Annotated in this window: 18 protein-coding genes and 1 pseudogene; 17 read left to right on the forward strand and 2 right to left on the reverse strand. The window is 69.6% G+C overall.

Going from position 1 to position 20,038, the window contains the following annotated elements:
* Positions 1–18 precede the first annotated feature (18 nt).
* From BHU15_RS05905 to BHU15_RS05955, 12 genes are all read left to right on the forward strand, one after another.
* Entirely contained in the window at positions 19–978 is a 960-nt protein-coding gene (locus BHU15_RS05905; protein WP_218028045.1) for a NifU family protein, read from the forward strand.
* A complete protein-coding gene (locus BHU15_RS05910; RefSeq protein WP_069626197.1) occupies positions 975–1,676 on the forward strand; it encodes a DUF5947 family protein in 702 nt (233 codons plus the stop codon). The genes BHU15_RS05905 and BHU15_RS05910 overlap by 4 nt, the downstream gene beginning before the upstream one ends.
* The gene (locus tag BHU15_RS05915; protein ID WP_247748661.1) at positions 1,673–2,377 is read left to right on the forward strand and encodes a DUF6084 family protein; all 705 of its coding nucleotides are present in this window, start codon (positions 1,673–1,675) and stop codon (positions 2,375–2,377) included. Before BHU15_RS05910 ends, BHU15_RS05915 begins: the two co-directional genes overlap by 4 nt.
* Positions 2,374–3,873 (forward strand): hypothetical protein, encoded by a 1,500-nt coding sequence (locus tag BHU15_RS05920; protein ID WP_069626198.1) that lies wholly within the window; start codon positions 2,374–2,376, stop codon positions 3,871–3,873. The genes BHU15_RS05915 and BHU15_RS05920 overlap by 4 nt, the downstream gene beginning before the upstream one ends.
* Complete coding sequence (locus tag BHU15_RS42250; protein WP_376199435.1) at positions 3,870–3,989, forward strand: DUF6893 family small protein; 120 nt, start codon at positions 3,870–3,872, stop codon at positions 3,987–3,989. Before BHU15_RS05920 ends, BHU15_RS42250 begins: the two co-directional genes overlap by 4 nt.
* 29 nt (positions 3,990–4,018) lie before the next feature.
* Positions 4,019–4,225 (forward strand): hypothetical protein, encoded by a 207-nt coding sequence (locus tag BHU15_RS05925; protein WP_069626199.1) that lies wholly within the window; start codon positions 4,019–4,021, stop codon positions 4,223–4,225.
* Positions 4,226–4,231: 6 nt separating this feature from the next.
* Positions 4,232–4,762, forward strand: a complete 531-nt coding sequence (locus BHU15_RS05930; RefSeq protein WP_069626200.1) for a hydrogenase maturation protease — start codon at positions 4,232–4,234, stop codon at positions 4,760–4,762.
* A gap of 2 nt (positions 4,763–4,764) precedes the next feature.
* Positions 4,765–7,335, forward strand: a complete 2,571-nt coding sequence (gene hypF, locus BHU15_RS05935; protein ID WP_079127927.1) for a carbamoyltransferase HypF — start codon at positions 4,765–4,767, stop codon at positions 7,333–7,335.
* A gap of 67 nt (positions 7,336–7,402) precedes the next feature.
* Positions 7,403–7,696, forward strand: coding sequence for a HypC/HybG/HupF family hydrogenase formation chaperone (locus BHU15_RS05940; protein ID WP_031232392.1), 294 nt, complete (start codon positions 7,403–7,405; stop codon positions 7,694–7,696).
* On the forward strand, positions 7,697–8,800 hold the full coding sequence (gene hypD / locus BHU15_RS05945) for a hydrogenase formation protein HypD (RefSeq protein WP_069626201.1): 1,104 nt from the start codon (positions 7,697–7,699) through the stop codon (positions 8,798–8,800). It begins immediately after the preceding gene.
* Positions 8,801–8,916: 116 nt separating this feature from the next.
* Positions 8,917–9,909, forward strand: coding sequence for a hydrogenase expression/formation protein HypE (hypE, locus tag BHU15_RS05950; protein ID WP_079127931.1), 993 nt, complete (start codon positions 8,917–8,919; stop codon positions 9,907–9,909).
* Positions 9,910–9,923: 14 nt separating this feature from the next.
* Positions 9,924–10,646 carry a DUF6390 family protein gene (locus BHU15_RS05955; RefSeq protein ID WP_069626203.1) on the forward strand — a complete coding sequence of 241 codons (723 nt, stop codon included), beginning with the start codon at positions 9,924–9,926 and terminating at the stop codon, positions 10,644–10,646.
* A gap of 7 nt (positions 10,647–10,653) precedes the next feature.
* Here the strand turns inward: BHU15_RS05955 and bla are convergent, their stop codons facing one another.
* Entirely contained in the window at positions 10,654–11,595 is a 942-nt protein-coding gene (gene bla / locus BHU15_RS05960) for a class A beta-lactamase (protein ID WP_069626204.1), read from the reverse strand.
* A 178-nt stretch (positions 11,596–11,773) separates the two neighbouring features.
* Here bla and BHU15_RS05965 point away from each other — a divergent pair, with 178 nt between their 5' ends.
* The 4 genes from BHU15_RS05965 to BHU15_RS39670 all read left to right on the forward strand — a co-directional run bounded on the left by BHU15_RS05965 (position 11,774) and on the right by BHU15_RS39670 (position 18,645).
* Positions 11,774–12,700, forward strand: a complete 927-nt coding sequence (locus BHU15_RS05965) for a LysR family transcriptional regulator (RefSeq protein ID WP_255293030.1) — start codon at positions 11,774–11,776, stop codon at positions 12,698–12,700.
* Positions 12,697–13,629, forward strand: a complete 933-nt coding sequence (locus BHU15_RS05970; RefSeq protein ID WP_069626206.1) for a serine hydrolase — start codon at positions 12,697–12,699, stop codon at positions 13,627–13,629. The genes BHU15_RS05965 and BHU15_RS05970 overlap by 4 nt, the downstream gene beginning before the upstream one ends.
* Before the next feature lie 132 nt (positions 13,630–13,761).
* Positions 13,762–14,538, forward strand: coding sequence for a hypothetical protein (locus BHU15_RS05975; protein WP_069626207.1), 777 nt, complete (start codon positions 13,762–13,764; stop codon positions 14,536–14,538).
* A gap of 519 nt (positions 14,539–15,057) precedes the next feature.
* On the forward strand, positions 15,058–18,645 hold the full coding sequence (locus tag BHU15_RS39670; protein ID WP_141726774.1) for an NACHT domain-containing protein: 3,588 nt from the start codon (positions 15,058–15,060) through the stop codon (positions 18,643–18,645).
* A gap of 85 nt (positions 18,646–18,730) precedes the next feature.
* Here BHU15_RS39670 and BHU15_RS05985 read toward each other — a convergent pair whose 3' ends face one another.
* The gene (locus BHU15_RS05985) at positions 18,731–19,405 is read right to left on the reverse strand and encodes a LamG domain-containing protein (protein ID WP_069626217.1); all 675 of its coding nucleotides are present in this window, start codon (positions 19,403–19,405) and stop codon (positions 18,731–18,733) included.
* A 277-nt stretch (positions 19,406–19,682) separates the two neighbouring features.
* On the opposite strand from BHU15_RS05985, the pseudogene BHU15_RS05990 reads away from it, so the two are divergent.
* Positions 19,683–20,038, forward strand: a pseudogene (locus BHU15_RS05990) (extracellular catalytic domain type 1 short-chain-length polyhydroxyalkanoate depolymerase); the annotation flags it as partial.

Genomic DNA, 20,038 nt, shown 5'->3' on the forward strand with positions numbered 1-20,038 from the left:
ACGACCGAGGCTCCCGAAGTGACCGGCCCGGTGACCGACGAGTGGCGGGCGACCGGGGAGCGTATCGACACCCTGATCGCCGCCAGCGCGGCCGGCGGCGTCGTCGCCCGCGAGCGCAGCGAGGAACTGGTGCGGCTCGTCACCGACTTCTACGGCGCCGGCCTGGAACGCCTCCTCGACCTCGTCCATGAACAGGGGCGGCTGGACGACGAGTTGCTGGCCGCCCTCGCCGCCGACGACCTGGTGGCGAGCGTGCTGCTGGTGCACGGACTGCACCCGTACAGCGTGACGACGCGCGTCGAGAACGCGCTGGAGAGCGTGCGGCCGTATCTCGGCTCGCACGGCGGCGACGTCGAGTTGCTGGGTGTCACGGACGAAGGCGTCGTACGGCTACGGCTGCTGGGCAGTTGTGACGGCTGCCCGTCCTCCTCCGCCACCCTCGAACTCGCCGTACAGGGCGCGGTCGAGGCGGCGGCGCCGGAGATCACCACCATCGAGGTCGAGTCCGCCGAGCGGAACGCCGCCGAGGCCGCGGGCCCCCTCGTACCGGTGGACGCGCTCTTCGCCCGGCTGCACGACGCGGATCCCCTCCACGGCGCGGGCGGTCAGGACTCCGGCGCCACCTGGGAGCCGGTACCCGACCTGCTCACCCTGGAGCCCGGCGGCGTGGCGCGCCTCACCGCCGGGGGACTGCCGGTCGTGGCCTGCCGGATCGGCCCCGACCTGTTCGCCTTCCGCGACCGCTGCGCCCGGTGCGAACGCCCGATGGAGGGCGCCACGCTGGCCCGGCGCCTGGGCGGCGGCTCGGGCGACGGGGTGCTGCGCTGCGCCGCCTGCCGCGCGCACTACGACGTACGACGGGCCGGTGCCTGTCTCGACCCGGAGGCCGACGGGGCGCATCTGGACCCGCTGCCGCTGCTCGCGGACGGGGCGTCGGTCTCCGTCGCCGTACCGGCCACGCACGTGGTCGCGACATGAGCGCGCCCACCGGCCGCGCCGTGCCCCGGGGGCGCGCCGCGTCCCCGGTCGCCGCGCTGCTGCGGGTCAGCCGCAACCGGCCCGAGCCGGTCGCCGGCGAGCGGTGCGAGATGTGCGCCACGCCGATCGGCGAGGAACACCAGCACGTGGTGAATCTGGAGAGCCGCAGCCTGATGTGCGGCTGCCGCGCCTGCTATCTGCTCTTCACCGACGACGGCGCGCAACTGCGCTACCGCGCCGTCCCCGACCGGTACCTGCGTTTCGACGGGCTCCCGCTGGACGCGCGCACCTGGGACGAACTGCAGATCCCGGTGGGTCTGGCGTTCCTGTTCCGCAACTCCGCGCAGGACCGCACCATCGCCTTCTACCCCGGCCCGGCCGGGGCCACCGAGTCCGAACTGCCCCTCGACGCGTGGTCGACCATCGTGGAGGCCAGCCCCGAACTGGCCGTGCTGCGGCCGGACGTCGAGGCACTGCTCGTACGCCGCACCGACACGGGCGGCGGAGGCGGCGGTCGCGAGATCGCCGCCTCCTGCCATCTGGTCCCGATCGACGCGTGCTACGAACTGGTCGGCCGGCTGCGGACGTTGTGGCGCGGCTTCGACGGCGGCCGGGAGGCGCACGCCGCGATGGACGCCTTCTTCGAGCATGTACAGGCCCGCAGCCGGCCCGCGCCCACCTCGGGTGGTCCCTCGTGAGCGGCGCCGCTGCCCCCGGTCCCGGCCTGGAGTTCTCCGTACGCGACATCGTCGCCGAGCCGTACTCCGCCGCTCCCCAACTGACCGCGCGGCTGCGGATCGAGGACGGTACGGACGAGCGGATCCACGCGATGGTGCTGCGCTGCCAGGTCCGTATCGAACCGCAGCGCCGCCACTACGGACCGGCCGAACAGGATTCCCTGCGCGGGCTGTTCGGGGAGCGCGAGAGGTGGTCGGACACCCTGCGGCCGTTCCAGTGGATGCAGTGCCACACGACCGTCCAGGGCTTCACCGGATCCACCGAGGTCGACCTCGCACTGCCCTGCACCTACGACTTCGACGTCATCGGCTCCCGCTATCTGCACGCGCTCGGCGACGGGACGGTGCCGATCAGCCTGCTCTTCTCGGGCACCGTCTTCACCAAGGGCGGTGGGAGCGGCGGCGGTTCGGGCTTCGGCGTACGGCAGGTGCCCTGGGACTGCGAGGCGCGCTATCAGCTACCCGTCGCGGTGTGGCGGCAGATGATCGCGGCCCATTTCCCCAACTCCGGCTGGATCAGGCTCGATCACGACGTCCTCGCCCGCTTCGCCGACTTCCGGGAGCGGCGCGGGCTGATCAGCTGGGACGAGACGGTGACCACGGTACTGGCGGACGCGCGGGCGCGGGCCGCCGCTGACGAGATCGGTGAGGTGGTCACATGACCCCGGTGACGCCCGCGCCCCCCGTGGGCCTCGACCATGTCCGTACGATCGCCGACGCGGTGCTGTACGAGGGGTACTTGCTGTACCCGTACCGCGCCAGCTCCCACAAGAACCAGTCCCGCTGGCAGTTCGGCGTCCTCGGCCCGCCCCACGCGGCGCCCGGGAGCTTCGCCGAGGACCCGGGCATGGCGATGCAGACCCTGCTCCAGATCTCCGACGAACCGTCGGCCGACGTGCCCCAGGTGACCGTTCGCCTCCGGTTCCTCCAGCTCCAGGTGCGCGAGGTGCAGCGGCTGGACGAGGACGGCGGCCACACCCCCGTCGCCGGACTCGACGTCGCCGGTGTGTCCGTCCTGAGCTGGGACGAGGCGGTCGAGTGCGAACTCGACCTGGGTGCGGTCCCGTTGAGCGGCGAGGACGGGGCGACCGACGAACTGCGGACCGTCCCCGGCGGCGAGGAGACCGAGCCGCTGACGGACGCGGCCGGTGTCACGGTCGGCCGCGTCGTACGGCGCCGCGAACCGCTGACGGCCCGCGTCCGTACCCGTACGACACGGGACGACGGCTTCCTGCGGCTGTCGGTGTCGGTCGACAACGAGCACGCGGGAACCGCCACCGACAAGGACGCCGCGATCCGCGCCTCCCTGATCGGCACCCACCTGCTCCTCCAGGCCCACGGCGCCGGCTTCCTCTCCCTGCGCGAGCCCCCGGACGAGGCGGCCCCCGCAGCCGCCCGGTGCGAACAGCGCAGGTGCTGGCCGGTGCTGGCCGGCGCGAAGGGCTCCACGGACACGGTGCTCGGCGCGCCGATCATCCTCTACGACCACCCGGAGATCGCCGAACAGAGCCCCGGCGCGCTGTTCGACTCCACCGAGATCGACGAGATCCTCACCCTCCGGGTGATGACCATGACGGAGGAGGAGAAGGCGGAGGCGCGGGCCACCGACCCCCGCGCCCGCGAGATCATCGACCGCTGCGACAAGATGTCGCCGGGCGACCTCCAGCAGCTCCACGGCCTTCTCCGCGACCCTCACGGCCCCCGTCCCGGGCCCGCCGCAAGCGCCGTCGGCGATCTGCGGGACGCCGAGCCGGCCGCGTTCGACACCGGCGGCGCGCCCTGGTGGGACCCGGCGGCCGACGCCGCCGTGTCGCCCGGCTCCGACGCCGTCATGATCGAGGGGGTCGCCGTCGCCAAGGGCAGCCTCGTCCGCGTCCACCCGTCACGCCGCGCCGACGCGCAGGACCTCTTCTTCGCCGGTCAGGTGGCGCGCGTGACCGCCGTCCTGTCGGACGTAGACGGCGGCGTACACGTCGCCCTCGTCCTGGTCGACGACCCGGCGGCCGACATGCACGACTGGTACGGCCGCTACTTCTACTTCGCCCCCGACGAACTCGAACCCCTGCCCGACCTCACCGATGTCCCCGGCACCCCCGGCACTCCCGGCGCCTCCGAAACGCCCCAATCACCCGAACACCGGAAGGAGACCCCCTCGTGAGAATCCTCGGAATGGTCACCGCAGGTGCCGCCGCGGCCATGGCGGTCGTCGCCGTCGCCGTCGGCGTGCGTTCGATCCCCGACATCCGCCGATACGTCCGCATGCGCTCGATGTGAGCGCGTCGCACGAGTGAGAGGAACATCCCATGACTGACACGGCACGTGGACGCCACGACGAAGAACCACAGGAGGAGCGGGGCCCGAAGGGGTCGCGCGACACCGGCTCGGACCGGCCCTCCGGCGGCCCGGCCGAGCGGCCCGCCGGCCGCTCCGACAAGAGGTCGGACACCTCCGTCAAGCCCGAGAAGCCCATCGACCCGGACTCGCCGAACCTCCGGTCCGGCGGGAACTGACCTGACGTGACCAGAGCCGTGCTCGTTGCCGGCATCGGCAATCTCTTCCTCGGCGACGACGGTTTCGGCCCCGAGGTCGTACGCCGGCTCGCCACCGACCCCGGTCCGCCGCTCCCGGGCGGCGTCCGGGTCGTCGACTACGGCATCCGGGGCATGCACCTCGCGTACGACCTGCTCGACGGGTACGACGCGCTGGTGCTGGTCGACGCCTACCCGGGCGGCGGCGCACCCGGTGAGCTGACGGTGCTGGAGGTCGGAGCGGACGACCTCGGAGCGGGTGAATTCGACGCACACGGCATGAATCCGGTATCTGTCCTGGCAAATCTGGGCCAACTGGGCGGTACGCTTCCGCTGACCCACGTTGTGGGGTGCACCCCCGCCGACGTCGAGGAGGGCATCGGCCTCACCGAGGCCGTCGCCGCCGCCGTACCCGAAGCGGTGGCGGAGGTGCGGGCGCTGGTCCGGCGGCTCTCGGCGGCCGGACCCGCACCCACTCCAGAACGCGCACCCGCACCCGCCCGGACCCGGAGGTCCTGATCATGTGTCTCGGTATCCCTGGGCGAGTGGTGGAGATCGTCGAGGGGTACGCGGACCAGCTCGCCCTCGTCGACGTGGAGGGCGCCCGGCGCCGTATCAACGTCGGCATGCTCGACGCACCCCCGGCCGCCGGTGACTGGGTGCTGCTGCACATGGGCTTCGCGATGGAGATCATCGACGAGACGAAGGCGGCGGAGGCGCTGTCGGGCCTGGAGATGATGGGCAGCGGCGCCCGTGAGACGGAAGACGCCGAACAGCCGCGCGTACGCCGCCGGTTCGAGGTTCGCGGTGTCGTCCAGGGCGTGGGATTCCGCCCGTTCGTCTATGTCACCGCCGCCGAACTCGCGCTCACCGGCTCGGTGTCCAACACCGGCTCCGGCGTGGTGGCCGAGGTGGAGGGCGACGCCGACGCGGTCGCGGAGTTCGGCCGCAGGCTGCAGGCCGACCCGCCCCCGCTCGCGGTCGTGGAGTCCGTGGCCGTGACGGAGCAACCACCCACCGGGGGAGCGGAGTTCGTCATCGCCGCCTCCAGCGCGTCGGACCGGGTACGCACCCTGGTCTCGCCCGACACCGCGACCTGCCGGGACTGTCTGGCCGAACTGCGCGACCCGGCCGACCGGCGCCACCGCCACCCCTTCATCACCTGCACCCACTGCGGCCCGCGCTTCACCATCGTCACCGGCATGCCCTACGACCGCGCGGCGACGACGATGGCGGCGTTCGACATGTGCGACGACTGCCGCGCGGAGTACGACGACCCCCGCGACCGGCGCTTCCACGCCCAGCCGATCGCCTGCCACGCCTGCGGCCCCCGTCTCGAACTCGTCGGCGGGCAGGGCGAGACGCTCGGCCGCGGCGACCAAGCGCTGCGCGCCGCACGGCAGTTGCTCGCCGAGGGAAAGATCGTCGCGATCAAGGGACTGGGCGGCTACCACCTCGCGTGCGACGCCCGCGACGAGACCGCGGTCACCGAACTCCGGCGCCGCAAGCAGCGCGGTGGCAAGCCCTTCGCCGTCATGGTCAAGGACCTCGACGTCGCCGAGGGACTGGTGACACTCGACGACGACGAGCGGGCCCTCCTCGGCGGCGGCCGGAAGCCGATCGTGCTGCTGCCACGCCGTACCCCGGCCGCCGGGACGGGCGTCGCCGCCACCGTGGCGCCCGGCAACCCGGACCTCGGCGTGCTGCTCCCGTACACCCCGCTGCACGTCCTCCTCTTCGGCATCGGTGACGACACCCCCGGTCCCGACGCCCTGGTCATGACATCCGGCAACCGGTCCGGCGAGCCGATCGTCACCGACGACGCGTCGGCGCTGACCGAACTCGCCCCGCTGGCCGACGCCTGGCTGCGGCACGACCGCCCCATCCAGGTGCCGTGCGACGACTCGGTCAGCCGCTTCGTCGCCGGCGCCGAACTGCCCCTGCGCAGGTCACGCGGGTACGCGCCACTGCCCCTCGCCCTGCCCTTCGACATCCCGCCACTGCTCGCCGCCGGCGCCGACCTGAAGAACACCTGCGCGCTCGGCGAGGGCGGCTACGCCTGGGTCAGCCAGCACATCGGCGACATGGACGACCTCTCCACCGTCGACGCGCTGACCCGCACGGCGGATCGACTCGCGCTGCTGACCGGCGTCGAACCGGAACAGCTCGTGGCCGACGCCCACCCCGGCTACCGCTCCGGCGCCTGGGCCCGCGCGCACGCCAACGGCCGTGCCGTGCGCACCGTGCAGCACCACCACGCGCACATCGCGGCCGTGCTGGGCGAGCACGGCGTCGACCCCGGCGAGCGGGTCATCGGCTTCGCGTACGACGGGACCGGCCACGGCCCCGACGGCGCGGTGTGGGGCGGCGAGACACTGATCGCCGACTACAAGTCCTACCGCAGGGCGGCCCACTTGGCGTACGTCCCCCTCGCGGGCGGTGACGCGAGCGTGCTGCGGCCGTACCGGATGGCGCTCGCCCAACTGCACGCCGCCAAGATCCCCTGGGACGAGAAGCTGCCCGCCGTGGCCGCCTGCCCGGCCAAGGAACGCGACGTACTGGCGCACCAGTTCGCGACTGACTTCGGCTGCGTGCCGACGTCGAGCATGGGCCGGCTCTTCGACGCGGTGGCCTCACTGGCGGGCGTACGGCACGAGGTGGCGTACGAGGCGGAGGCGGCCATCGCGCTGGAGGGCCTGGCCCGGTCGGCATCGGGGGAGACCTCGGGAACGCCGTACGACTTCGGGGTCCTGGCGGGCCGCGACATCGGGGAACCGGTGGTCGCCGACGCCGCGCCGGTGATCCGCGCCGTGGTCGCCGACGTACGCGCGGGCGTCCCGCCCGAGCTGATCGCCGCGCGCTTCCACGCTGCCGTCGCGGCCCTCACCGTCGACCTCGCGGAGCTGTTCCGGCACCGCACCGGGCTCGGCGTGGTGGCTCTCGGCGGCGGGGTCTTCCAGAACGCCGTCCTGCTCGAAGAGACCCAACGGACCCTGAGGGCGAAGGACTTCACCGTGCTGCGGCCCCGGCTGCTGCCGCCCAACGACGGCGGCATCGCACTGGGCCAACTGCTGGTCGCGGCGTCCGGCTGATCCCGCGCCGGAGCACTCCGTCCATCAACCCATCCATCACCGCGTCAAGAGAGAAGGAGGAGGCACCATGTGTCTGGCAGTCCCCGGGCGGGTGCTCAGTACCGCCGAGGTCGACGGCGCCCTGATGGCCCAGGTCGACTTCGGCGGCGTACGTAAGGAGGTCTGCCTCCAGTACATCCCCGACGCGGAGATCGGCGAGTACGTCGTCGTCCATGTCGGCTTCGCCATCCAGCGGCTCGACGAGGAGTCGGCCCTGCGCACGCTGGCGAACTTCGAACAACTCGGGCTCCTGGAGGAGGAGTTCGGCGACGGCTTCGAACTGGCCGCCAGACAGCGGGAATCAGCGGAAGGCACCGGTTAAGTGAAATACCTCGACGAGTTCAGCGACCCCGATCTCGCCAAGCGCCTGGTCGACCAGATCCACGCCGTCACCACCCGCCCCTGGGCGATGATGGAGGTCTGCGGCGGCCAGACCCACTCGATCATCCGGCACGGCATCGACCAACTGCTGCCCGACGGCGTGGAGATGATCCACGGACCCGGCTGCCCGGTCTGTGTGACCCCGCTGGAGATCATCGACCGCGCGCTGGCGATCGCCGCCCGACCCGGCGTCATCTTCTGCTCCTTCGGCGACATGCTGCGGGTGCCGGGCAGCAGCCAGGACCTGTTCTCGGTGAAGAGCGCGGGCGGCGACGTACGGGTCGTGTACTCCCCGCTCGACGCGCTGAAACTGGCCCGTGACAACCCGGACAAGGAAGTCGTCTTCTTCGGCATCGGCTTCGAGACGACGGCCCCCGCCAACGCCATGACGGTCCATCAGGCCCGTCGGCTCGGCGTACGGAACTTCTCGCTGCTCGTCTCGCACGTGCTCGTACCGCCCGCCATCGCCGCCATCATGGAGTCACCCACCTGCCGGGTACAGGCGTTCCTCGCCGCCGGGCACGTGTGCAGCGTCATGGGCACCGCCGAGTACCCGCCGCTGGCGGAGAAGTACCAAGTACCCATCGTCGTCACGGGATTCGAGCCGCTCGACATCCTCGAAGGCGTACGCCGCACGATCCTCCAGCTCGAACAGGGCCGCCACGAGCTGGAGAACGCCTACCCCCGCGCCGTACGCGACGAGGGCAACATCCCCGCCATGGAGATGCTGCGCGACGTCTTCGAGGTCACCGACCGGACCTGGCGCGGCATCGGCATGATCCCGGGCAGCGGCTGGCAACTGTCCGAGAAGTACGCGGAGTTCGACGCCGAGCGCAGATTCGACGTGACCGGCATCCGCACCGCCGAGTCGGCGCTGTGCCGCTCGGGCGACGTGCTCCAGGGGCTGATCAAGCCCCACGAGTGCGCCGCCTTCGGCAAGGAGTGCACCCCGAGGAATCCGCTGGGCGCCACGATGGTGTCCTCAGAGGGCGCGTGCGCCGCCTACTTCACCTACCGCCGCCTGGAACTGGTCGATGCGAAGTGACTGAGACCCGGACGACACCCCCCGTACCCGCCCCGGCGAGCGCCCCCGCGGGCAACGGTCTCGACTTCGAGAGCTGGACCTGCCCCGTCCCCCTGCGCGCGACCCCGACCGTCGTCATGGGCCACGGCGGTGGCGGGGCGATGTCCGCCGAACTGGTCGAGCACCTGTTCCTCCCCGCGTACGGCGACGCTGCCGCGCCCGAACTGGGCGACTCCGCCGTCCTCACCGTCGGCGACGGCACCCGGCTCGCCTTCTCCACCGACTCGTACGTCGTGCGGCCGATGTTCTTCCCCGGCGGCTCCATCGGGGACCTCGCCGTCAACGGAACCGTCAACGACCTGGCGATGTCCGGCGCGACACCGCTGTTCATGTCATCCGCCTTCATCCTCCAGGAGGGCACCGCGCTCACCGACCTCGGCCGCGTCGCCCAGGACATGGGCGCGGCGGCGCGGGCCGCGGGAGTCCGGCTGGTCACCGGCGACACCAAGGTCGTCGACAGCGGCAGTGGGGACGGCGTCTACGTCAACACCTCGGGGATCGGAGTGATCCCCGCCGGCGTCGACATCGGCCCGCGCCGCGCGGCCCCCGGCGACGCCGTGCTGATCAGCGGCGACATCGGAGTGCACGGGGTCGCGGTGATGAGCTGCCGGGACGGCCTGGACTTCGGTACGACGGTCGAGAGCGACACCGCGCCCCTGCACGGCCTCGTCGCGGCGATGCTCGCCACCGGCGCCGACATCCACGTACTGCGCGACCCCACCCGCGGCGGTGTCGCCGCCTCGCTGAACGAGATCGCCACCGCGTCGGGGGTCGGCGTCGAACTGATCGAGCGGGACCTGCCCGTACCGGACACGGTGCGCGACGCGTGCAGCCTGCTCGGACTCGACCCGCTCCAGGTGGCGAACGAGGGCAAACTGATCGCGATCGTCCCCGCCGACCGCTCCGACGAGGTCCTGGCGGCCCTCCAGGCGCATCCCCTGGGGCGCGGCGCGCGCCGCATCGGCACCTGCGTACCCGACCACCCCGGCATGGTGGTGGCCAGGACCGGGCTCGGCGGCTCGCGGGTGGTGCCTCTCCCCGTCGGCGAACAGCTCCCGAGGATCTGCTGAATGAGTGAGACGCAGTGAGTGAGCGCGGCGCGGTTCTCTTCGCGCGGTACGCCTACCCGCCCAACGAACTCGGCTACTGCGGCCCGGCGGACTCCGCCGCGCTGCTGCGCCCCGCCGACACCGAGGGCATCGAGCGGGGCGCGCGCCAGTTCGAGGGCGCCTGGTGCTATCTCGAATTCCTCGCCGAGACGGCCGGGCTCGACGACCCGCTCGACGAGCGCGTCGTCGAGGCCTACTGGATCGGCAACGACCTCCTGGACCGGGCCGACCCGGCCGCCCTGCTGGCCCGGATGCGCGACCGCTTCCGCGGCCAGCTCGGCGGCACCTGGCGCGAGGCGGCCGACCACGCGCTCGCCCACCACAGCTTCCAGGTCTTCGACGTCTACCCCTGGGCCGGCTTGCTGCGCTCCTCCGGCCGACCGACGGCGCTGTCCGTCCTCGACCGGTGCCGTATCCGAACGGGCGTGGTCCACTCGGTCGCGGGCGAGTCGGCGACGGTCGAGTCCCGCCCGCTGACCTGGACGGGTACGGCCCTGATCCCGGGACAGCCCCGCCAGGAGTCCGTGCGCTGGTCGACGGGGGGCCGCTCGCTGATCCCGGGCCTCGCCCCCGGGGACCTCGTGGCGCTGCACTGGGACTGGGTGTGCGACGTGATCACGAAGGCGCAGGCGGAACGGATCGAATCGACCGAGGCGCGCCAACTCGCCGCGTTGGGCCGCGTGTCCGCGACCGCGTGACGCGCGGTCAGGCGAACGCGTCGAGCGTCACCTTCGCGGCGCCCGCGAGGAGGGCGTCGTCGGGCTCGGCGTCCTTCTCGTCACGGCGGGACATGACCGCGATGGCGATCGGGGCGGCCTTGGGCGGCCACACGATCGCGATGTCGTTACGGGTGCCGTAACCGCCGGTCCCGGTCTTGTCGCCGACCACCCAGCCCGCCGGGGCGCCGGCCCGGATGACCTTGTCGCCGGTGGTGTTGCGCTTGAGCCAGTCCGTCAGCACGTCCCGCTTGTCGGCCGGGAGCCTGTCGCCGAGGACGTACGTACGCAGATCGGTGGCCAGCGCGCGGGGCGTGCTCGTGTCGCGGAGGTCGCCGGGGAGGGCTTCGCTGAGCGCGTCCTCGTAACGGTCGCAGCGGGTGACGCGGTCGCCGATCGAGACGAGGGCGGCTTCGAGCCTCTTGGGGCCCCCGATCTCGTGGAAGAGAAGGTTGGCGGCCCCGTTGTCGCTGTAGCGGACGGTGGCGTCGCACAGCTCGCGCAGGGTGAGGCCCGTGTCGAGGTGCTTCTCGGTGATCGGCGAGTACCCGGCGCCGGCGAGATCGTCGCGGTCGTACCGTACGAGCCGGTCGAGCTGCCTGAGGGAGTTCTTCTCCAGCATGACGGCGGCGAGCAGCGCCTTGCAGGTGGAGGCGAACGCGAAGCGCTCGTCGGGCCGGTGGGTGATGGACCGGCCGGAGCCGGTGTCGATCGCGTAGACACCGAGCCGGGCGTCGAACTTCCGCTCCAGACCGGCGAACGCGCGCTTGAGCCCCGAGTCGGAGCCGGAGTCGGCGCCGGGGGTGGGGCTGGACGGGCGGGGGCTCGACTTCGCCTCGTCGGCCTTGCTCGTGCCGCAGCCGATGAGCGGGACGGTCACGAGGCCGGTGAGTGCGGCGAGTGCGGTACGGCGAGGGAGGGTGCTGGACATGTGGTGCCGGGTTTCCTTTCCGTGGAGCGCTGCGGAGCACGGTTCGGGCGTTCCGTACTCCTTCGCCCGAGGAGAACAACGCCCGCGCGGTCACGTCCAAGACAGATATCGCTCATGGATCGATCAATAATCGGTATGATTGCTGCTCGTGGACCTGATACGCCATCTCCAGTGCTTTGTGGCTGTTGCTGAAGAGTTACATTTCGGCCGCGCGGCCCAGCGTCTCGGCGTGGCCCAGCCACCCTTGTCGCAGCGCATCCAGCGCCTGGAGCGGGAGTTGGGTGTACGCCTCTTCGAACGCTCCAGCAGACAGGTGACGATCACCAAGGGAGGCACCCTCCTGCTGGACGAGGCACGCCGGCTGCTGGCCCACTCCGAGGCACTGATGGCCACGGCCCGCCGGATCCAGGACGGTCACAGCGGGCTGCTGCGCGCCGCCCTGCCGCCCGACATCACCGGCGGGACCGTGGCCGCGATCCTGGCCGGATTCCAGGAGCGTGAGAGCGGAGTGGAGCTGGAACTGCACGAGCTGCCGACCGCCGAGCAGCTCGCCCGACTCGCCTCGCACGACCTGGACGTCGGCCTCATCCACCACCCCTGCGACGTGTCCGGGCTGGAGCTCGGCCCCGTCCTGCGCCACGAGTTGGGCGTCCTGCTGCCGCACGACGCCGCCGAGGCGCGCCTCGAAACGGTCCCGCTCGCCGCGCTCACCGGGTACGACCTGATCCTCTTCCCCCGCGCCCACGCCCCGGCCGTCCACGACGAACTCCTGACCACTTGCGCCCGGCACGGCTACACCCCCGCGGCTGTCCGGCACGGTCAGGGTCCCAGCTTCATCCGCGGCCTGCTCCTGTCGAGCCGGGCCATCGCCTTCGGGCCGCGCGACGCCCACCACGCCGGGGATCCGGACCTGGTCTGGCGCCCGCTGAGCGGCGCGCCGCTGGCCTGGCGTCACTCGGCGGCCTGGCCACGGGGGCGGGGCGACGCCGCCGTACGGGCCTTCGCCGACACCGTCACCGACGCCCTGGGCCGTACCGCGGCGCCCGGCCCCGGCGTAGCCCCCGGCCCGCTGCATCTGCGCCCGACGGCGGAGTACTGGATATGACCGAGCCCACCACCCGCAACCATCCGCGGGACCGCATCCGCGCCGCGTTCGCCGCGGCCGGCGTCACCGGCTGGCTGCACGCCGTGGACATCGACTCCGCCGCCCAGATCGAGGTGGGCGCCGACCAGCCGGTGGTCACCGCGAGCGTCCACAAACTCTGTCTGCTCGTCGCGCTCCACCAGCACGCCGAGGCCGGGCGCCTGGCCCTGACCGACCAGGTCGAGTCCCCGGCCGGCGGCCGTACCCCCGGGCCGACGGGGCTGTCCGCCATGCTCGATCCGGCCCGCGTGTCCCTGCGCGACGCGGCCTATCTGATGATGGCCGTCAGCGACAACACCGCCGCCGAACTGCTGCTGGCGCGCGTCGGCCTCGACGCCGTGAACGAGACCACCGAACGGCTGGGTCTCACGCGTACGCACGCCGTCCAGACCTTCGGCGAGTTCATCACCACCATCAGGGAGGACGCCGGACACGGCGGCCCGCAGGCCCTGGCCGACCCCCAGGTCCTCGCGCGCCTGCGCGCCCTGGACCCCGCGCGCACCAACCGCAGCACCCCGCGCGACATGACCCGGCTGCTCGGGGCGATCTGGCGCGATGAGGCATGCACCCCCGAGCACAGCGCGGCTGTCCGCCGGCTGCTCGGTCTCCAGGTGTGGCCCCACCGGCTGGCGTCGGGCTTCCCCTTCGACGAGGTGCACGTGGCCGGCAAGACCGGCAGCGCGCCCACCCTCCGTAACGAGGTCGGCGTCATCGAGTACCCGGACCACGGCCGTTACGCCGTCGCGATCTTCACCCGCGCGGCCAGCCCGGCCGCCGCCCTGCCCGCGGCGGACGCCGTGATCGGCACGACGGCCCGCATCGCGATCGACGCGCTGCGCAGCCCCGATCCGCGTTCGGCGGGGGGCTTTCGGGGGAGGCCGGGGGCGTAACGCTGTGCCCCCGGCCGTCGGGGAGGCCGGTTCTCGTCTACGTGCGGCCGTGGCCCGTCGCGCAGTCGTACTAGTCTCATCGCCGAAGCTGGTTATCCGTCGTACGACTGGGACGCACTGAGCGGGGCGGTTGTGGAAGAGCACCGGGCAGACACCGATGCCGAGGGGGCGGACACCCGCCACGACGACGACGCGTCGGATCTGAGAGACCGGCTCGGCCGGCTGGAGCGGGTGGTCGCCGGGATGGCGGCCGAGGCGACTGTACGGGGCGGGGAGAGCGGGGAGCCCGCAGCCACCGAGACCGCTGAGACCGCTGACGCGCCCGAGGCCGACACCGAGGTCATCCCCACGATCGAGCGGGAGCCGGAACCGCAGCCGCCTGTGACGCACGACGACACGGCCGCGCCGCGGCGTACGCGCCGGCGACGGGTCGGCTGGGTCCTGGCGGGCACCTGCGCCTGCTGCGCCGTCGTACTCGCCGGCACGCTGATCGGCGGCGGCTCGGCGCCACCCTGGATGTCCATACCCGGGGTCACGGAGAACAACGACGAGGATGATCCGGCGAACTCCTCACCCCGGCCCGCGAGTTCGGTCTCGGGCGCCCCCGACGGCGGACCGGGCGAACGCGCCGTACCGGCGCCGGGAGACCCCACCCGGAGCGGCGAGGCCCCGGAGCCCTCGGCCGGCGCAGGATCGGGCGGCAGCGGCTCACCCGACCCCGACCCCACTCCGACCGACGCCGTATCGCCCTCCGCGACATCGGGGAGCCCGAGCGCCCCGGAGACCACCACCCCGCAGTCACCCACGGCCGGCACCGGCACCCCGACACCCTCCGACGAGCCGACGGACCCCCCGCCGGAGGACACCGATCCGCTCGGCGGCCTGCTCGGTGGCCTCTTCGGCGGCTGACCCGCGGTCAGGGGCGGCTCATGTGTCCACTTGCTGGACGGATCACATCGAGCTTCACGTCGTCAACGCCGCCGCACAGCAGCCAGTAGCTGGGCGAGGACCTCCGCCGCGGCTCGCCGACGAGCCGGTCGAGAGGACCATACCGCTGGTAGGACCACACCAGCGAAGAAGGCTCCGAGGACCAAGGCCAGGAGCGGGCCCATCGAGTTGGTCATCAGCTGGGACATCAATTCCCTCTTCCATCAGAAGGACGCAGGTGCGACCGGTTGGACTGAGCATGGGTCGTGGCTCTGCGCGCTCCCTTTAGCGGCGAAGAACTCCTAAGTCGAGTCTGTAGTCCCAGCCCACGGCATACGCTGCTGAGCGTGCGGTCGAAGCGGACCGAAGCTGGGGGGATTCTTGACAGGGGAATCAGCGGGTGCGGTAGCGGACTTCTGCGCAACACTTCGCCGCCTCGTACGTGGCTGTGGTGTCCCGCAGATTGGGCTTGCCCGGGCGCTGAACCGCAGTGAGGCGTCCGTGTCTGAACTTCTCAACGGACGCCGTTCCACGCCACCAAAGCTGGATGACATCTTGCTGATCTTGGCATGCTGCCGAGCCAGTGTCGGTGGTCACCCGCCGCCCGGCCTGTCTCTGGATCCTGGGTGGTGGCGTACAAGGCTGAGCGAGCTTGAGGCCACGACAGAGGCACAGCGCCGTATCGCGGCGCCGCGAGTGCAGACGCGCGAGTCTGGAGCGGCCGAAACCGCTGGTGTGCAGCGCATAGAGAGAGTGACCTTCGATTTTGCGGGCGCCGTGGAGATTCTTATCGGTGAGCGAGGAGGTTTCGACGACCTGGTGCAGGAGACACTTGAGCCACTGAATCTCTTGGGCAACGCGAGTGTGAGCCTTCGTGGACTATTCGAAGGCTTCGGTGCTCGCGTGCGAGCCAGTCGGGGAACCACAAGAACGGCACTGCTGTGCGCGGCGGACGTAGTTCTTTTGGTGAGTGCCTTCAGTAGTGCTGTGGCAGAGCAAGGGATCGTAGCCGGACCGGAGGCCGGAGACGGAACTGGCGACGTTGTCACTCAGGTCCTCGAAGAACTCGGGAGAATTGAACTTGGTTCGGCGCGAGTAAGAGACAGCGCTGAGCTTCGCGAGGAGATATCTGCGGCGTATTCGTCGGCAGTTGACGTCGTGTACAGCCTGGGCAATCCATTTGAGTATGAGCCGGAGCGACTTGCGCGTCTGGCGTGGCGTCGGTATGAAGCTCTGCTGGCTCCCGTCACCTGGGACTGCCCGGAGTTGCGCCTCACCTCTGAAACGTATGACCCTGACCAAGAACTGGGCCGACCCCCGACCACGTCCGATCGCGTGGGTCTCGTCGAACTCGGTTCGCTGTTTGCGGAGTTTGCGTGTACAGGGCCGGTCAGCGCACAACAGCGAGAACGGATGCGGGCGCCAATCGCGTCCGCGGAAGGATCAGGCCCTACTATTCCGTCTCTTGAGGCGGGCTATGTAGATCCTGCATTTCGGGTTGCCAGGCATTCGATCGGCCGACAACTTACGGCTGAAAATTGGTGGCAGCAGCAGCCTCTGAGAGAGGACTTGGCAGGATTTCTTGGTGCGTACCTGATTACCCATCAGGCGACTCAGGCACCCCTATTGATTTTCGGTCACCCCGGCTCCGGAAAGTCCTCGTTGACCAAGCTGATGGCCGCCCGGCTACCAGAAGCTGAATACTTCAGTCTCAGGGTCGAGCTGCGCCATACCCCGGTGGATCTGGATCTTCAAGAACAACTTGAGTTGGCGTTGTTCCATTCGACCGGACACCGAACTGCCTGGCCCGACGCAGCGGGCGCGGGGTCTGAAGTCACCCGAGTCGTCCTACTCGACGGATTTGATGAGCTGCTTCAGGCGGGTGGAGACTTTATCGACATGGCTCAACAGTGGCGTTACTTGAAAGACATCGAGCAGTTTCAGCAGCGAGAGAGCGAACTGGGGCGTGTCACAGTTTTTATCGTGACGAGCCGCACGGTGGTCGCGGACCAAGTCTTCACCCCGGCCGCCAGTACCGTGATCCGGGTCGAGCCGTTCGACGACACGCGAATCATCCGCTGGCTGGAGGTTTGGGAGGTTGCCAACCGTCGCTACTTCGCTGTCCACGGCTTGGAACCGCCCACGTGGCAAGTCGTTCGACCTCACCTTGACCTGGCTCGCCAGCCTTTACTTCTGCTTATGCTTGCTCTGTATGACGGGGTTGACAATCCCCTTCGGCGACTTGGCGCGCACAGCGTTCGACGGGTCGACTTGTACGAACGTCTCCTCAAGGAATTTGTGCGTCGGCAAGTCGTGAAGAAATCTGGAATATTGCCTTCCGCTGTTGAGGAAGATTCCGTGGAACGGGAACTCCGGCGCCTCAGCGTGATCGCGATTGGAATGTTCAACCGGCGCAGGCAGAGCATCACCGAATCCGACGCGGACAAAGATCTTGAGGCACTGCTTGACGGTGATGGTTCTACCTTGTTGTTTGGTCGATTCTTCTTCGTGCATGAATCCCAGACAGTTGTCGCTGCCGAGGAGGTGAGGTCGTATGAATTCTTGCATGCCACCTTTGGTGAATACTTGGTAGCTCGGCTGATCGGGGCCGAGCTTCAGGCCGTGCTCGACGAGTGGGAAGCTCAATCATCGGAACTCGTCAACGATACCCGCTTGTATGCCTTGCTCTCATTTGTCCCGTTGACGGATGACGCCGAAGTGCTCCGTAATGCGGGTGAGCTGCGAGAAATTACGGTGACATCGGAAGGGAATGCACTACCGAAACTGCTACGTGTCCTGTTCTCGCAAGCGTACCAAGATGGTCGTCGGCCCCGGCAGTCGTACCAACCCATCGACCGTAAATCGATCGAACGTGATGCCACATACACTGCGAATCTGCTTCTGTTGGCCGTTCTCGCCGAAGGGAGTGTAAGTGTCTCAGATTTCTTTGCGACGTCGGCTCCGATCGAAACCTGGTGGCGCTGTGTGCAGATATGGAGGTCCCAATTCGGGGAGAACGCGTGGGAAGTTTTCACCGGGACGCTCTTGCTGGAGGATCGAGCAATCGGTCTCGATCTGGAAAGATCCTGGGACATATGCGTCAAAATTCGCGGGGTTGGCATGGCATCTGCCGAATCTCTGTCCTGGGCGTTGCGGTTGAGCTCTCTCGGCCCCACTTCCTATCATGACTCGAAGGGTGTGAACCCGGCCAACCTGATACGGCGACTCTCTTTTGTTCACGATGCCGAGGTGCATCAACTGTTGCATGCTCTTTTTCCGCTGATCGAAGAGATGCCAAATGCTTTACGGACCTACAGGATTGACGAAAATCAGCAAGCATTCTCAGCGGCGCACGTGCTCGTGGCGATGCTTTGTCGACGCGCCGGAGACTCGGAAGGGCAGGCCAGACGATATCTCGACGTCTTGTCCGTTTTGCGCAGTTTACCCAAAGGGGAGCGAATGTCAGTCGCAGACATTCTCACCCGGAACGTTGTTCACGACGCGGCATTGCTCCCGGAAAGTGTACTCTTGCCGATCCTTCTGGAGTTGATCCGCCTGTGGTCGACTGAACCAGGGGAGCTGCCAGTTCAGGCATGGAATCTACTCCAATCCTATGTGAAGAGTCAGATGGAGCGAGCAGACCTGCCGGAGAAGGAACGGGTGACACTTGTTAGTTCGCTCGTCGGTCATCTACACGGGTATGCGACCCGCTTCCGAAATAGCCCCACTCCGGAGGATCGTTTGATGCAAACGCTTCGAGAGGCTGAGACCACGCACGTTTGGGAGTTGGCTGGGCGCGGCTCCGGCCTTGAGGTGCTCAACGATGGTCTGTCCATCCTCGATGCCACCTCCGTTGCCGAGCCGGACGCGGTGATCGGGCTGCTACGGCTGGCGCGTGAACTCGGTGAGAGGGACTGGCTCGCTGAGCACGCCAGTTCCATGTTGTCGCGGCTTCCGGTGAGGGCGCTGAAGAGACTCCGACCCAGTGATGTCGACTCAGTACGCGGACTGGTGCACGACGCTGAGCTGTTGGCCGCGCTGAATGAGATTGAACGCATATGGCGAGGCCCGTCCCCTTCGAGTATCTGAACTGGTAGAAGCGATGTCGGTCTTCTGGTTCAGTTTCGGCTCGTGAGAGATGGTGGGCGGCTGGCCAGGGCTTTCAGGACTTTGATCAGGGGCGGTACACGAGCAGTCTGGTGACCTCGTACGACATCGACCTCGTGGCCGGTTCCGGGGGCGGGTGGTAGCGGCCCGCGCAGACCGAGAGGTTGACGATCAGGTGGGCCTGCCAGTGGCGGCCCACGCCGGTGCGGTCGGCGAAGGCGCGGGTGCCGTTCACGTACCAGACCACCGAGCGGGCGCCGAGGTGGACCTCGAAGTCGACCCAGGCGCCGGGGCGGATCGCCTTGTGGCGGTAGTAGTGCTCGCCGCCGTTCACATGGTTCGACAGCTCCAGCAGGTCGGGGTTGTCCGGGTGGTACTCGAACACGTCGATCTCGTTGCCGCCGTCCAGCCACGTCCAGATCGCCGGCCACGCGCCCACTTCGCGGGGGAGCCGGACCCGGGTCCGGAGGATGTCGCCCGCGCGGACCATGAAGTCGTCGGGGCTGCCCTCGGTGGTCAACAGGCCGGTGTACCAGGTGCCTTGGGGCATCCGGGTGGCCCGGAAGACGCCGCTTCTGCTGTAGGCGGGGTCCGGGGTGAGGTGGTCCAGTTTGTCGTCGCCCGGGTTGGTCGGGCCGCCGTCGGGATAGGCCCAGGAGCGGCCGGCCACCCATTGGTCCTCCGACGAGAAGTCCGCGGTGAACACCGGTGGGCCGTGGGGGGAAGGGAAGTTCGCGGACATGTCCGCCGTACCTGAGAATCCGGCCATACGGGTATATGTACCTGCCGCCGCGTCCGACGAAACGCCATAAAAGACCGCACACTTACTCGACCCGGTCGGGACCCGAAGCGAGGGCTCCGGTGACCGCTAGCACGGCGCCGTGCTCCCCACAACAGGTGAACGACCCGCTGTGGCACCCGTGTTGTGGAGCGCCGCCACATGTCGCGTGGGGCTGGGGCCTCCTACGGTGACCGCACCCCACTCCGGCCGTCGTACTTTCGAGTCCGCCGCCGGGACCATGCCGCGGGAGGTCACGTTGTCTCACGTATCGCCGTCCCCCTACGACCAGTTGGCCCGCACCCGACGGCGCGGGCGTCTGCGCCGTGTCGTCGGGCGGGTCGCCGCCGTCCTCGCCCTGGCCACCGGTATCGCCCTGCTCCCGCCCGCGCCCCAGGCGCGGGCCGCCGTCGCCCTCGAGCGGGTGACCAACTTCGGGGCCAACCCAGGTGGTCTGAACATGTACGTCTACCGGCCCGCGTCCCTCCCGGCGAACGCGCCGGTCGTCGTCGCGCTGCACGGCTGCACGCAGTCCGCCCAGATCTACGCCGACAACTCGGGCCTGAGCACCTTCGCCGACCGGCACGGCTTCCTGCT

It is taken from the genome of Streptomyces niveus, assembly GCF_001723055.1.
GTDB lineage: Bacteria > Actinomycetota > Actinomycetes > Streptomycetales > Streptomycetaceae > Streptomyces > Streptomyces niveus.

Bases quoted from the DNA above. Each gene is read 5' to 3' on its own strand.
- BHU15_RS05910 (WP_069626197.1), top strand. From the start codon at position 975: ATGAGCGCGCCCACCGGCCGCGCCGTGCCCCGGGGGCGCGCCGCGTCC.
- BHU15_RS05920 (WP_069626198.1), top strand. From the start codon at position 2,374: ATGACCCCGGTGACGCCCGCGCCCCCCGTGGGCCTCGACCATGTCCGT.
- BHU15_RS05925 (WP_069626199.1), top strand. From the start codon at position 4,019: ATGACTGACACGGCACGTGGACGCCACGACGAAGAACCACAGGAGGAG.
- hypF (WP_079127927.1), top strand. From the start codon at position 4,765: ATGTGTCTCGGTATCCCTGGGCGAGTGGTGGAGATCGTCGAGGGGTAC.
- BHU15_RS05940 (WP_031232392.1), top strand. From the start codon at position 7,403: ATGTGTCTGGCAGTCCCCGGGCGGGTGCTCAGTACCGCCGAGGTCGAC.
- hypE (WP_079127931.1), top strand. From the start codon at position 8,917: ATGGGCCACGGCGGTGGCGGGGCGATGTCCGCCGAACTGGTCGAGCAC.
- bla (WP_069626204.1), bottom strand. From the start codon at position 11,595: ATGTCCAGCACCCTCCCTCGCCGTACCGCACTCGCCGCACTCACCGGC.
- BHU15_RS05970 (WP_069626206.1), top strand. From the start codon at position 12,697: ATGACCGAGCCCACCACCCGCAACCATCCGCGGGACCGCATCCGCGCC.
- BHU15_RS05985 (WP_069626217.1), bottom strand. From the start codon at position 19,405: ATGTCCGCGAACTTCCCTTCCCCCCACGGCCCACCGGTGTTCACCGCG.